We start from the raw sequence: 11,905 nt of genomic DNA on the forward strand, positions 1-11,905 counted from the left end.
GATCCGGACGAGGCGGCGGCGCGTGGCATCTACGCGCCGGTCGACGCCTTGTCCGACGGCGCGCCCGGCGCGATCGTCATCGCACCCGGCGATACCCGCGGCACCGTGCTGATTCCGGAAAGAGCCGGCGGCCGCTGCTGCGGGCTGGGCGGGGCCGACGGCCCCAACATGGCCTGTGAGGCGTGTGGTCTGCCCGTGGCGAGCCGGATCGACGACTGCTCGCTCTGGCAGGCGGTGTGGCTCGCTCCCCACGCCGTGCGCCGCCTCCCCGTCGACGGCGCCGAGGACGCGCCGCTCTCCTGGGCGGAGTTGATGGAAACGGGACACGGCACACCCCCGTTCGAGCCGATGACCATGACGTGGGGATCGCGGCTGGGTTTGAACCACCTCTGGTCATGGAGCCCGCAGTGGGAGGCGGCAGCGGGTCAGGCACTCGCCCACTTGCTGGCGGCCTCGGAAGGCCGGCCCGTGACCGTCCCGGACGGCCTGGCCGCGGAAGTGTTCCAACGCGCCCTCGACACCCTGCTGCCCGCTGGTCCACCCGCACGGCGCGTTCTCCTGGCCGGACCCGGCCGCCCACCCGCCCCCGACGAGGGTGCCGACATCCTTCTCGTACCGACGCATCCGCACACGGGAGAGACCTGGACCCCGGCCGCCTCGGCCTACCCGGTGCCGCTGCCGTTCGGGGTGTGGCTGTGGCTGGCCTTCCCCGAGCCGTACCTGCCCGTCCCCGCGACGGGCCGCATGCCCGACGGCATTCTCCGTGACGACCCGCTCGCGCCGCGCCCCAGCCATCTTTTCTGGGCCGACCAAGGAGCGTTCCAGCGCACCCTGGTCCGGCTACCGGCCGCTCGCACCCCATGGCTGCGCGAGATCCTCGAAAACCTCACGCAGCACACGCGTGCCCGCCTCTTCTAGCGCTGCGACCGGGAAGATCCGCCGGGGTGACTGCGCTGAGTCCCGCTGGGGCGGACGAGGAGGGCGCGCAGGACGCGCCAACAGCGACGGCGATCACGGCCACTACGTGCAAGTGCACTGCGAGCTCCGATCAGGCACACAAGGATCCGTACCCGAGCCGCTCGATGCGCGCGGCCCGCGCCCGCAGCTCGGCCACAGGGGCGGCGCCGAGGACGAGCGGGGGAGTCCGGACACCGTACGGCCCTATGCGCTTGCGGGTCTCTGCGCGCACTTCCACTCTCCTCAGTTCTTCTCTTCCGAGCCTTGTTCAGCCATGCTAATTTTAGGTTGTGCGTACAAACAAGAATCCCGGAAGACGGCCGTCGGCCGTGGGTGAGGTGCGCAGGCGGCAGATCATCGATGCCGCCGTCACCGTGCTCGCGCGGGACGGGCTGTCCCGTACGTCCCTGAGCCGGGTGGCCGAGGAGGCCGGGCTGTCGAGCCCCGGGCTGATCACCTATCACTTCGCCGACAAGGACGACGTGTTGGTGCAGCTGACCGAGGACCTGCTCGGCAAGTGCGCCTCGACCGTCGACGCCGCGGTGAAGGACGCCTCCGACGCGATGTCGGCGCTGCTCGCGTACATCGAGGCCTTCGTACGGTTCCAGGACCAACACCGTGACGGCGTAAGGGCGTTGTGGCGGCTGGCGTCGAGCTGGAAGGCGCCGGGGCGCACGGACGCGTTCGACGCGCGGGCGCTGGCCGGGCCCGTGGAGGAGATCCTTCGGCGCGGGGTGGACGGCGGGGAGTTCCGGGAGCTCAACCCGGCGTGGGTGGCGCAGAGCGTGCAGTGCTCGGTGGAGGGGTTCCACGAACTGTTCTGCGCGGACCCCGACATCGATACGGACGCCTTCGTCGGCGAGCTCCAGACGCTCTACCGCAGGGCCGTCGAGAAGGAGAGTGACGAAGAGTGAGAAGGGGGGTGGACGGCAGGAGTAGGCACGGAGTCCGCATCGCATGAAGCCGGAAGATCCGGAAGGGGCATCGCCATGGCAATCAGCTACTGCAACCGCCCTCCCCAGAACGACCGCACCGGGGATCACCCCCCGGACCAGAAACACGGGCCGCGCCCCGGAGGGCGCCGCCCCACCCTCTGGGAGGAGACCGGCGGCCCCGTCGGACTCCTCCACTCCTCCCTCCCCTCCCTCGCCTTCGTCCTCGTGAACTCCGTCCTCGGCCTGTGGCCGGGGATCTTCGCGGCGATCGGCACCGTGATCGCGTTCACGGTGCTGCGCGTGGTCCGCAAGCAGCCGGTGAAGCCCGCGCTTGCGGGAATCGTCGGGGTCGGCGTCTCCTCGTACTTCGCGAGCAGGTCGGGCGAGGCGCGGGACTTCTTCCTCGTCGACATCTGGCTGAGCCTGACGGTGTTCGTCGCGCTGGTGCTCTCGCTGGCGGTGCGTCGGCCCCTGGCCGGCGTGGTCTGGAGCGCGGTGAACCGCAGTTCCTCGGCCTGGCGGCACGACCGCCCTTCGCGGTTCGGCTACGACGTCGCGACGGCGGTGCTGGCGCTGGTCTTCGGCTCGCGGTTCGTCGTGCAGTACTGGCTGTACGACCGGGACCTGGCGGGCTGGCTGGCATTCGCGAAGATCGCCATGAACTATCCGCTGTGGATCGTCGCACTGGCCGTCTGGGCGTGGGCGGCCCGCCGCGCGGGCAGGCGCACGGGGCACACAACTCACTGAACCCGTAGGGCACTTGGCGGGACAGGGCCGGGTGCAGCCCGACCTGGTGTCAGGCGGGTTCGCGTGGCGTGGCGGTCAGCGTCAGGCTGCCGGGTACGGCGGCGAAGGCTTCCCGTACGTCGGCGGCCAGGCCCTCCCGGGTGGGGGTGCCCGAGCGCGAGATCCATGTGTCCATCGCTCCGTGGAACGCGGCGATGAGCATGTCGAGAGCCAGCCGGGGGCGCAGGTCCCCCGCCCCGCCGAGGTCGAACCTGCGGTGCAGGACGGCCAGTGCGGCGCGGCCCGTGCGGTCGCAGAAATGCAGGCCGTGCGCGTCCATCGAGGGCGCGTGCTCCGCCAGTCGCCGGCTGAGCAGCGTCCGGCGCGCCCAGCCGTCGGCGGTCATCCGGTCCAGGGCGGCGAGGAACGCCTCCTGGAGCATGTCGAGCACGGTCCCGCCGCCCGGGTCGCAGGTCTCCAGCTCGTCCAGGAAGGCCGCCCACAGGTCCTGGGTCGGCGCGCCGGCCACGTCTTCCTTGCTGGCGAAGGTACGGAAGAACGTGCGCTTGGAGACCTCCACCGCGTCGCAGAGCTCGTCCAGCGTGGTGCCGTCGAACCCGCGCTCGCTGAACATCTCCAGGGCCGTGTCGATCAGCGCCTGGCGGGTGCGCAGCTTCTTCCGCTCGCGCAGCGGCAGTTGGTCGTTCACGGCTCCGGGCATGGCGGCAGCATAGGCGAGAACACCACGGGGAGGCAATCGCCCCTGACTAGCCTGTGCCACTTGAGCGCCTGTGCCACTTGACGGCGTGTGCCACTCAGTGGCAGAAATGGTGAGGAGCTTCCGCGGCGGCCCGTACCGGCTGTTCTGGGCCCCTGCGCGGCCACAGCCATGCCCCTGACCCTTCTTGCCGAAAGCTTGCCGAAAGCCTGCTGAAAGGTGCACTTCCCATGCGCGCTCTGCTCGTCGACCACTCCGCCCCCGCCGGACTCCGGCTCGGCCAGGCTCCCGACCCCCGGCCCACCCCGCACCAGGCCCTGATCCGGGTGGCCGCGACCTCGTTCAACTACGGGGAGGTCCGGCACTTCCTGGAAAATGCCCCGGACGGCCAGGTGCTCGGCTGGGACGCGGCCGGCGTCGTGGAGCGGGCCGCGGCCGACGGCTCGGGCCCCACTGTCGGCACCCCCGTGGTCACCCTCGCCCCGGACGGCGCCTGGGCCGAACTCCGCGCCGTGGAAACCGACTTGATCGGCTCGGTCCCCCAGGGTGCCGACCTCGGCGCGATCAGTACGGTCCCGGTGTCGGGCGCCACCGCACTGCGCGCCCTGCACCGCGTCGGCCCGCTGCTGGGCAGGCGGGTCCTGATCACCGGGGCCACCGGCGGCACCGGCCGGTACGCCGTACAACTGGCCAGGCAGGGCGGTGCACACGTCATCGCCTCCACCGGAAATCCGGCCGCGTACGGCGACGGTCTGCGCGCCCTCGGTGCCCATGAGGTGGTGGCTGAGCCTGCGGCGGTCGACGTACCCGTGGACGGCGTCCTGGACATGGTGGGCGGAACCCAACTCGTGGACGCGTACGACGCGTTGAGCGAGGGAGGCACCCTGGTGGCGGTCGGCCACTCGGCCGAGCAGAGCGAGCACTTCCCGTTCGGGGCGCTCTTCGGCGACCACGGGCGTCACGACCGCTCGCTCACCAGCTTCTTCCTGCTCGGCTGCACCGGCCTGGCCCCCGACCTGACCTGGCTCGCCCACCGGGTCGCGGCCGGCGATCTCGACCCGCAGATCGCCTGGCGCGGCAGCTGGGACAAGGCGGCGGAGGCGGCCGACGCCCTCCTGGGCCGCCGCCTCCACGGCAAGGCGGTACTCACCTTCGACTGAGCACCCGCAACCGAGACGCCCGCGGCTGCCGCCGGCGCAGCTCTACGGCACATCCCTGGATCAGTACGGAGCAGACTGAGTATGCTCCGTACTGCATGATTCCCCACGCGCGGCTCCTTTCGCTCTCGTTACCGGCTGGGCTGGGCTTCGGTGCGGCGACCTCGCTCTTCAACGGGCTTTCGTCCGGGGGTGCTCGCCGGGAAGTGGCTGCGGGTCGCCGCCGGGGCGTTGTCGCTGGTGGGGGCTGTCGTGGCGTACTACGTCACCGATGCCCTCGTCCTGCACGAGCCGCTCTCGGGCTTCTCGGGCTTCGCGGCGGAGACGGTGGTGTGGTGCACGGCGGGCACGGCGTTCGGGCTGTTCCTGGGCCTGGTGGGGGTGGCGGATCAGGCCGGGACGACCGGCTCCTGGAGTTCTGTCACCCAGTCGTTCCGGTCCGGCGGGCACTCCAGGTTGACCTCCCGGGGGTAGCCCGCCGAGCGGTAGCCGTGGGTGTCGATCCACCGGCCCAGGGCCTGGACCGCCGGCAGGACCGTCTCCATCGAGCCGCGGTGGACGATCGTCGCCGCCGAATCGACCGGCGGCAGGTCCAGGACGCGGAGCGTGCCGTCGTCCCGTACCGGAGCGGCGACCTCCACCCCGGCGTGGACGAGAATGCCGCCCTCGGGGGTGTCCTCGTAGTGAGCGATGCCGGGTCCTGTCGGCACGATGCCCGCTCCTTCGAGGCGTGCGAACAGCTCGGTGTACAGGGGTCCGATGGTCGGGCCGATGGTGTCGAAGTCCGGTGCAGGGCCGGTGAGTTCCGCCGTCCGGATGCGCGGCAGGCTCTTCATGACGACCTCGTGGACGGACATGTGCCCCGCGCTCTCGATGGAGCGGAGCCTCGCCTCGACGTGGGCCAGCCGGGTCGCCGCCTCCGACACGGCCGTTTCGAGTTCGATACGGCGCAGCCGCAGCATGGCGCGCAGTTCCTCGGTACTGATCTTCTCGTCGAGGATCCGCTGGACCTGCGCGAGGGTGAAGCCGAGGTCCTTGAGCGCGATGACGCGGTTGAGGCGGGCGAGCTGGGCCGCGGTGTAGTGGCGGTGGCCGGTGGCGGGGTCGACCCGGGCGGGGTGCAGCAGTCCGGTGGCGTCGTAGTGACGCAGCATGCGGACCGATACGCGGCCGAGGCGGGCGAAGTCTCCGATGGCGAACATGACGGCTCCGGGTCGAGGGCCTCACACGGTGTCATGGTCAAGCCCGGCTTCCACCACCGGCTCCCCCTGACCTGCTCCCCGGCAGGTGGCGGGACGGAGGGCCGGCGCCACTCTCAGCAGCCACCGGAGCCCCCAAAGCCCTCAGCCCCCTCGTCACTCCGTAAGCCGGCCCCCTAGCTGAGGGTCTTCAGCGCCGCCGCGTCGTACGGCTTCAGCTCGTCGAACCGGTCGCCCAGGACCTTCGCCGCCCACTGCGGGTCCTGGAGCAGGGCGCGGCCGACGGCGACCATGTCGAACTCGTCGCGCTCCATGCGGTCGAGGAGGTTGTCGATGCTGCCGATCGCGGCACCCTTGCCCGCGAACGCGTGGAGGAAGTCGCCGTCGAGACCGACCGAGCCGACGGTGATGGTGGGCCTGCCGGTGAGCTTCTTGGTCCAGCCCGCCAGGTTGAGGTCCGAGTCGTCGAACTCCGGGAGCCAGTAGCGGCGCGTGGAGGCGTGGAAGGCGTCGACGCCTGCTGCCGCGAGCGGGTTCAGGATCGCCTCCAGCTCCTCCGGGGTCTGGGCGAGCCTGGCTTCGTAGGCCTCCTGCTTCCACTGCGAGAAGCGGAAGATCACCGGGAAGTCGGGCGAGACGGCCTCGCGGACCGCGGCCACCGTCTCGGCCGCGAACTTCGTACGGGCAACCGGGTCGCCTCCGTAGGCGTCGGTGCGGCGGTTCGTGCCCGCCCACAGGAACTGGTCGATGAGGTAGCCGTGCGCGCCGTGCAGTTCGACGCCGTCGAAGCCGATGCGTTCGGCAGCCGCGGCGGCCTCGGCGAAGGCGCCGATGACGTCGTCCAGGTCGCTGCGGGTCATCGCCTTGCCGGCGTTCTCGGTGCCGTCGACACGGATGCCGGAGGGGCCGACGGCGGGGGCGTCGGCGTAGGGGGCGTCGCCCTGCTTGCGCACCATGCCGATGTGCCACAGCTGCGGCACGATCGTGCCGCCCGCCGCGTGTACGTCCTCGGCGACCTTCGCCCATCCCGCCAGCTCTTCCGCACCGTGGAACTGCGGGACGCGGTCGCTCTGTCCTGCCGACTCGTGGCCTACGTAGGTCCCCTCGGTGACGATCAGGCCCACACCGGCGGCGGCGCGACGGGCGTAGTACGACCGCACGTCCTCACCGGGTATGCCGCCCGGGGAGAACATGCGGGTCATCGGTGCCATCGCGATGCGGTTCGGGACGGTCAGGCCGTTCAGCGAGAGGGGCCGGGCAAGGATCTCGGCCGCGCGGTTGGCGGAGGACGTGGCGGCAGCGGTGGTCATGGGGTGCTCCCTGGTCGGTTTCAAGAGGCGTGTTTCAACAGGTGCGTTTCAACAGGTGCGTGCGGTAGGCGGGTTCGGTAGGTGTGGGCGGTGGGCGGTGGGCGGACCCGGTGGGCGCGTGCGCAGGTGTGCGCAGCGCGGGTGGATACGCGGGCAGGGAAGGTCTGGTGGGCATGCGTGGCTACTGCGCCACGGGGTGCACCGGCGCCAAGTCGGAGCTGTCCGTTCTGCGGGTCTCGACGGCCCGGGGGCCGTGCTGTCCGCGCAGGCCGAGCAGACTGATCACGGCGACCAGCGCGAAGGCCAGGGACCCGATGCCGAAGGTGAGGGTGAACGCGGATTCGGCGGGCAGCGCCGGCGTGCCCGGAGGCAGGTGCTCGATGGTCCTGGAGGCCAGGATGGTGGTGATGACGGCGCTGCCGATCGCGCTGCCGGTGGAGCGGGAGATCGAGTTGATGCCGTTGGCGATGCCGCTCTGGTGGGGCGGGACGCTCGACATGATGACGGCGGGCATGGCGGCGTAACCGAAGCTGACGGCCGCGCCGACGATGATGCCGGCACCGATCACCGATGAGGTGTGGGTGTGGTCGGCTGCGAGCCAGCCGAAGCCGACGGCTCCGAATGCCGCGGCCATGCCGAGTACGAACCGGGGGCCCCGGTGGCGGACCAGTTGGCCGCCGACGGGCGAGGTGAGCAGGGAGACGACGGCTCCGGGCAGCAGGAACTGGACGGAGGCGAGCAGGATGGAGGCGTCGAAGCCGTAGCCGGTGAGCGCCCGGGGCATCTGGACGAAGTAGGAGACCCCGAGGAAGTTCGCGAACATGCCGAAGCCGACGAGGATGCCGGCCAGGTTGGCCATGAGGACCGGGCGGTGGACGAACATCCGCATGTCGACGAGCGGCTCGCGCACCTTGCGCTCGACCAGTACCCAGAGGACTGCCACGACGGCCGCGCCGGCGAAGCTGCCCAGCGTACGGCCGGAGGTCCAGCCCCAACCGTGGCCCTGGGAGATCGGCAGCAGGAGCAGCAGCAGGGCGACGCCGAGGGTCAGCGCGCCCAGGAAGTCGGTGCGGCCACCGGTCTTGTGCCGGGTCGCCGGGACGAGGAGGAGGACCGCGAGCAGGGCGAGGACCGCGAACCCGGTCGCCATCCAGAAGGCGTTGCGATAGTCGGCGCCCTCGCCGGAGGTCAGCAGTCCCGTGGCGACGAGCGCGAGCCCGCTGCCGAATGCGAGGGTGCCGCTGACCAGTGCCATCGCGCTGGGCAGCTTCTCCGGCCTGACTTCTTCCCGCAGGACGGAGAGGGCCAGCGGGAAGATGGCGGTCGCGGCGCCCTGGAGCACCCGGCCCAGGATCAGCAGCGGCAGCGAACTCGCGAGGGCGGCGATGACGGAGCCCGCGACCATGACGCCGAGGACGGCCACCAGGGTGGGCTTCTTGCCGTGCTGGTCGCCGAAGCGGCCGAGCAGCGGGGTGAAGACGGCTGCGGACAGCAGCGTGGCCGTGGTCACCCAGCTGACGTTGGCGGCCGTGGTGCCGAGGTCGCCCTGGATCAGACCCAGGATCGGGACCGGCAGGGTCTGCATCATCGACACGACCATGGCAGCGAGGCTCAGGGCGAAGACGATGACCGTCTCGTTCCTGTGCCCGGCGGCGGGGGCGGATGCGGCGTGGCTCATGGCGGGCGGAACCTTCTCAATGCTTCAGGACGTAGATGTTTGAGGACGTCAAGCACCTCCGCAGACGGTAGACATCGATAGTTGAGTACGTCAAGTTAATGCTTGATGACATCAAGCACCTGCGAGTACACTCCAGGTCATGAGCGCCGCCGCCCCGCACTCCCTCGCCAAGCTCCAGCTCGTGGAGCTGCTCGCCGACATCGGCACCGCCCAGTGGCGCGATTTCGCGGCCGCCGCCGCCCGCCACGGGCTCACTTCCACCCAGGCCAAGGTGCTCGCCCAGCTCGACGAACCGCTGCCGATGCGCCGCCTGGCCACGCTGCTGGTGTGCGACGCGTCGAACGTCACGGGGATCGTGGACCGCCTGGAGGCCCGCGAGCTGGTCCACCGCGAAGCCGACCCCGCGGACCGCCGCGTGAAGAACGTCGTCGCCACCGACGCGGGCCGCGAGACCGTCCGCCGCGTGCGCGAGGAGATGCAGGAGACGCACGGCGCCCTCGACGCCCTGGACGAAACCGAGAGCGCCACGCTCTACGCACTGCTGACACGCCTGCGGCCGGGTGCCCCTGACGTCGTCGAAGAGGGCCGGACGCCCTAAGGGGTCGTCTTCATGCGCAGAATCCGATTACTCCCCGCGGGACTCGCGGGAGGACCGTACCGCCTGTCTCATCATTGCCTGTCCCATCCCGCAGAATCTGTCTCATTCCAGGAGGCGTAGCTCGTAGCGCGCTTCCCCCGCCCCGCGTGCCGGGTCAAGGTCGAAGGTGCTTGAGGGTGAACTCGGGCAGGGCGTAGGAACCGGCCTGAGGCGCGCCCGGATCGGCCGGATGGCCCGGCATGGGGATGTCAGCGGCATGGGACTCCGCGTCGTCGACGGGGGTGTAGGCCAGTTCTGCCGGGTCGGGGAGTTCCCAGAAGCGGCGGGCGTTGTGGGAGACGGCGTACGTGGTGACGAAGCGGGTGGAGGCCGGTGCGGCGAGGGCGGCCCGGATGAAGCCGATGGCGTCGCGCGGGCTCAGCCAGGTCGCCAGGTGGCGAGGTTCGGTGGGCACGTGCTCGAAGCTGCCGATGCGCAGGCAGACGACGGACAGAGCGAACTTGTCGGCGTACAGCTGCCCGAGCGCCTCGACGGCAGCCTTGCTCACCCCGTAGAGACCATCAGGGCGTACCGGATCCTGCGGACCTGTCAGATGGCCGGTCGGGTAGAAGCCGGTCACACGATTGCTGCTGGCCAGTACCACCCGCTCGATGCCTGTGCGCCGGGCAGCCTCCAGGACGTGGTGCGTGCCGAGCACGTTGGCTTCGAGGAGATCGGAGAGGGGTGCCTCGTCGGGCACGCCACCCAAGTGCAGCACCCGGTCGGCTCCCGCCAGGGCCGACTCCACGGCGGCTGCGTCCCGCAGGTCCACGGTGTGGACGTCCTCGTTCTCGGCCTCCTGGCGCAGCGGCACGCGGTCGAGGAGGATCAACCGGTCCACCTCGCCTCGCAGCGCCTCTCGCGCCACACGGCCGATGGTGCCCGCTGCCCCGGTTATCGCCACCGTTCCCAGGCTCACCGCGTCTCCCTTGGTTTGGACCATGCGCACATCTTCGCGTCTGTTGATCCACTCATCAAGGTGCCTGAGAAGCTGGTGGAGCATGCGTGTGGACCCGGTGAACCTTGACAGGTCGTCACTGACGTCTGATGACGCCGGCAGAAGTGTGACGACTGCGCGCGCTCGTGAGCCGATTCGGCAGGTGGGGGGGGACGTGCTCCACGCAGCATCATTACTCCATGCAGTCGAGCGATTACAGTCTGCGATTGATGGGTGTGGTGATCACGCCCCGGCCTACGGAGTTGTCCTTCATGCGACGCATGACCGCCAAACTCAGTGCCCTCGCAGCTGCCGCGCTGTTCGCCTCGACCCTCCAGACCGGGCAGGCCGGAGCCGCCGACAGCGCCGCGTACTTCAACATGCGGGACATCACCCGCTCCGACTTCACCATTAAGATCACCGACCCGGAAACGATCCAGAAGGCCCGCGACATCGTCGAGAGCGGGGACCCCCAGATCGTCATCGGCAGGATCATCAAGCGGCAGGCGAGCTACAACCCCCGCTGGAGCTTCCACTACAACCCCGAGACGATCCAGTTCGCACCGCAGGCCATCGAAGTCTGCGACGCCACCATCCCCTATGTCGAAGACCACCTGGACGAGGCCGGCGGCCCCTTCCTCCCCGGCCTCTACTGGTGCCCCTGGACCGGAAGGCTCACCGAGGAAGTCACCGCGCCGTAGACGCCCCGCGCAACGACTCCGACCCCGCGCAGGGGGCGAAGCCGTCGTCCGCCGGTACGTCCGGCGACTGCGCGAGGCGTTCCCTCACCCACATCCCGGCAGGCCACCGTCGGTGCGGAACGTGACCTGCTGGATGACTCGCCGTCCCGCGTCCTCGATCCATGGCGCACGCCTGCATCGGGGGGAGCGGAGGCCGAACCGGTCACACGTGAACGGTTCGTGAGCTGTTTACCCGTCCGGCACGCCAGCACGATGGTGAAGGAAACAGCACGGGGTGTGGTTCACCCCGGCTGTCCCGCACGGTCATCGATCGTGTTGATCGCACATGTCGAGAAACGGGGTCTCCATGCTCAGTGTCAAGAACAAGGTTCGGGAGATGTACATGCGTCGAGGGAGTCGAAAAGTACTGGCAAGCGCGGCAGTCGCGACCGCCGTCATGGGAATGGCGGGCATGTCTCCGGCGTCTGCGAGCGCCGAACCGGCCACCACGACGGTCACTTCCCAGCAGCAGGCCGGGGTGCTTGGCGTGAAGGCCGACCCCTGCGGCTGGTTCGCCAATCCGGGCGCCTACTACAACCACTGTGGAACGGGCAACGTCGTCATCTACGTCGACAGGTGGAACATCGGCGGCATCAAGGACTACGAGAAGTGTGTCGGCCCGGGCACCACCTACCTGGGCGGCGGCTGGCCTGACTTTCAGGGCGCCTGGTACGTCGGCAGGTCCTGCTGACAGGCGTCAGCGCGCGACTCGGGGACAGTTGACCGCGCGCTGAAGCAGCGTAGATTCCACGGCGGCCCGTCGGTTGACCCGCGGGCCGCCGTACGTCCGTGTCACCACCGAGGCCCGGAAACCCGAGCAGTCGGGGTGTGGACACCTACAAGGCGTCGCCGCTGCGGGGGGGTGCCCCTATGACTTTGGTCAAGGGGTTGGGGCGGGTTGGGGGTCGTAG

General features: G+C 70.1%; 14 protein-coding genes. 8 read left to right on the forward strand and 6 right to left on the reverse strand.

Features of this window, described 5'->3' with window-relative positions; translation table 11 throughout:
* Window positions 1–918, forward strand: a 918-nt coding sequence (locus tag ACWGIG_RS30320) for a hypothetical protein (RefSeq protein WP_453324887.1), incomplete at its 5' end; no start/stop codon positions are given.
* 130 nt (window positions 919–1,048) lie between these two features.
* Here the strand turns inward: ACWGIG_RS30320 and ACWGIG_RS30325 are convergent.
* Window positions 1,049–1,189, reverse strand: coding sequence for a hypothetical protein (locus ACWGIG_RS30325; RefSeq protein WP_453324888.1), 141 nt, complete (start codon window positions 1,187–1,189; stop codon window positions 1,049–1,051).
* A 58-nt stretch (window positions 1,190–1,247) separates the two neighbouring features.
* Between ACWGIG_RS30325 and ACWGIG_RS30330 the strand changes: the two genes are divergently transcribed.
* Both ACWGIG_RS30330 and ACWGIG_RS30335 read left to right on the forward strand, forming a co-directional pair.
* Window positions 1,248–1,871: a TetR/AcrR family transcriptional regulator gene (locus ACWGIG_RS30330; protein ID WP_453324889.1), complete on the forward strand. Its 624-nt coding sequence runs from the start codon at window positions 1,248–1,250 to the stop codon at window positions 1,869–1,871.
* A 75-nt stretch (window positions 1,872–1,946) separates the two neighbouring features.
* The gene (locus tag ACWGIG_RS30335; RefSeq protein ID WP_453324890.1) at window positions 1,947–2,639 is read left to right on the forward strand and encodes a DUF3159 domain-containing protein; all 693 of its coding nucleotides are present in this window, start codon (window positions 1,947–1,949) and stop codon (window positions 2,637–2,639) included.
* Window positions 2,640–2,688: 49 nt separating this feature from the next.
* Here ACWGIG_RS30335 and ACWGIG_RS30340 read toward each other — a convergent pair whose 3' ends face one another.
* Complete coding sequence (locus tag ACWGIG_RS30340) at window positions 2,689–3,339, reverse strand: TetR/AcrR family transcriptional regulator (protein WP_453324891.1); 651 nt, start codon at window positions 3,337–3,339, stop codon at window positions 2,689–2,691.
* Between the two features lie 227 nt (window positions 3,340–3,566).
* Here ACWGIG_RS30340 and ACWGIG_RS30345 point away from each other — a divergent pair, with 227 nt between their 5' ends.
* Together ACWGIG_RS30345 and ACWGIG_RS30350 are read left to right on the forward strand one after the other, a co-directional pair.
* The gene (locus ACWGIG_RS30345; RefSeq protein WP_453324892.1) at window positions 3,567–4,496 is read left to right on the forward strand and encodes a zinc-binding dehydrogenase; all 930 of its coding nucleotides are present in this window, start codon (window positions 3,567–3,569) and stop codon (window positions 4,494–4,496) included.
* A gap of 189 nt (window positions 4,497–4,685) precedes the next feature.
* Entirely contained in the window at window positions 4,686–4,967 is a 282-nt protein-coding gene (locus ACWGIG_RS30350) for a hypothetical protein (protein WP_453324893.1), read from the forward strand.
* Here ACWGIG_RS30350 and ACWGIG_RS30355 read toward each other — a convergent pair.
* The 3 genes from ACWGIG_RS30355 to ACWGIG_RS30365 all read right to left on the reverse strand — a co-directional run bounded on the left by ACWGIG_RS30355 (window position 4,883) and on the right by ACWGIG_RS30365 (window position 8,680).
* Entirely contained in the window at window positions 4,883–5,695 is an 813-nt protein-coding gene (locus ACWGIG_RS30355) for a MerR family transcriptional regulator (RefSeq protein ID WP_453324894.1), read from the reverse strand. The genes ACWGIG_RS30350 and ACWGIG_RS30355 overlap by 85 nt on opposite strands.
* 173 nt (window positions 5,696–5,868) lie before the next feature.
* Complete coding sequence (locus tag ACWGIG_RS30360) at window positions 5,869–7,002, reverse strand: NADH:flavin oxidoreductase (RefSeq protein ID WP_453324895.1); 1,134 nt, start codon at window positions 7,000–7,002, stop codon at window positions 5,869–5,871.
* A 181-nt stretch (window positions 7,003–7,183) separates the two neighbouring features.
* Complete coding sequence (locus ACWGIG_RS30365) at window positions 7,184–8,680, reverse strand: MFS transporter (protein WP_453324896.1); 1,497 nt, start codon at window positions 8,678–8,680, stop codon at window positions 7,184–7,186.
* Between the two features lie 139 nt (window positions 8,681–8,819).
* Here ACWGIG_RS30365 and ACWGIG_RS30370 point away from each other — a divergent pair, with 139 nt between their 5' ends.
* Window positions 8,820–9,278 carry a MarR family winged helix-turn-helix transcriptional regulator gene (locus ACWGIG_RS30370; RefSeq protein WP_453324897.1) on the forward strand — a complete coding sequence of 153 codons (459 nt, stop codon included), beginning with the start codon at window positions 8,820–8,822 and terminating at the stop codon, window positions 9,276–9,278.
* A gap of 154 nt (window positions 9,279–9,432) precedes the next feature.
* Here the strand turns inward: ACWGIG_RS30370 and ACWGIG_RS30375 are convergent, their stop codons facing one another.
* Window positions 9,433–10,260 carry an NAD-dependent epimerase/dehydratase family protein gene (locus ACWGIG_RS30375; RefSeq protein WP_453324898.1) on the reverse strand — a complete coding sequence of 276 codons (828 nt, stop codon included), beginning with the start codon at window positions 10,258–10,260 and terminating at the stop codon, window positions 9,433–9,435.
* Between the two features lie 266 nt (window positions 10,261–10,526).
* Here ACWGIG_RS30375 and ACWGIG_RS30380 point away from each other — a divergent pair, with 266 nt between their 5' ends.
* Both ACWGIG_RS30380 and ACWGIG_RS30385 read left to right on the forward strand, forming a co-directional pair.
* Window positions 10,527–10,955 (forward strand): BP74-related protein, encoded by a 429-nt coding sequence (locus ACWGIG_RS30380; RefSeq protein ID WP_453324899.1) that lies wholly within the window; start codon window positions 10,527–10,529, stop codon window positions 10,953–10,955.
* Between the two features lie 451 nt (window positions 10,956–11,406).
* The gene (locus ACWGIG_RS30385; RefSeq protein WP_453324900.1) at window positions 11,407–11,685 is read left to right on the forward strand and encodes a DUF6355 family natural product biosynthesis protein; all 279 of its coding nucleotides are present in this window, start codon (window positions 11,407–11,409) and stop codon (window positions 11,683–11,685) included.
* Window positions 11,686–11,905 lie beyond the last annotated feature (220 nt).

Source organism: Streptomyces sp. NPDC054863 (assembly GCF_053610825.1).

Excerpts from the sequence above, each read along its gene's own strand:
- ACWGIG_RS30380 (WP_453324899.1), top strand. The coding sequence starts at position 10,527 with ATGCGACGCATGACCGCCAAACTCAGTGCCCTCGCAGCTGCCGCGCTG.
- ACWGIG_RS30370 (WP_453324897.1), top strand. The coding sequence starts at position 8,820 with ATGAGCGCCGCCGCCCCGCACTCCCTCGCCAAGCTCCAGCTCGTGGAG.
- ACWGIG_RS30365 (WP_453324896.1), bottom strand. The coding sequence starts at position 8,680 with ATGAGCCACGCCGCATCCGCCCCCGCCGCCGGGCACAGGAACGAGACG.
- ACWGIG_RS30340 (WP_453324891.1), bottom strand. The coding sequence starts at position 3,339 with ATGCCCGGAGCCGTGAACGACCAACTGCCGCTGCGCGAGCGGAAGAAG.
- ACWGIG_RS30345 (WP_453324892.1), top strand. The coding sequence starts at position 3,567 with ATGCGCGCTCTGCTCGTCGACCACTCCGCCCCCGCCGGACTCCGGCTC.
- ACWGIG_RS30355 (WP_453324894.1), bottom strand. The coding sequence starts at position 5,695 with ATGTTCGCCATCGGAGACTTCGCCCGCCTCGGCCGCGTATCGGTCCGC.
- ACWGIG_RS30335 (WP_453324890.1), top strand. The coding sequence starts at position 1,947 with ATGGCAATCAGCTACTGCAACCGCCCTCCCCAGAACGACCGCACCGGG.
- ACWGIG_RS30360 (WP_453324895.1), bottom strand. The coding sequence starts at position 7,002 with ATGACCACCGCTGCCGCCACGTCCTCCGCCAACCGCGCGGCCGAGATC.
- ACWGIG_RS30375 (WP_453324898.1), bottom strand. The coding sequence starts at position 10,260 with ATGGTCCAAACCAAGGGAGACGCGGTGAGCCTGGGAACGGTGGCGATA.
- ACWGIG_RS30385 (WP_453324900.1), top strand. The coding sequence starts at position 11,407 with ATGTCTCCGGCGTCTGCGAGCGCCGAACCGGCCACCACGACGGTCACT.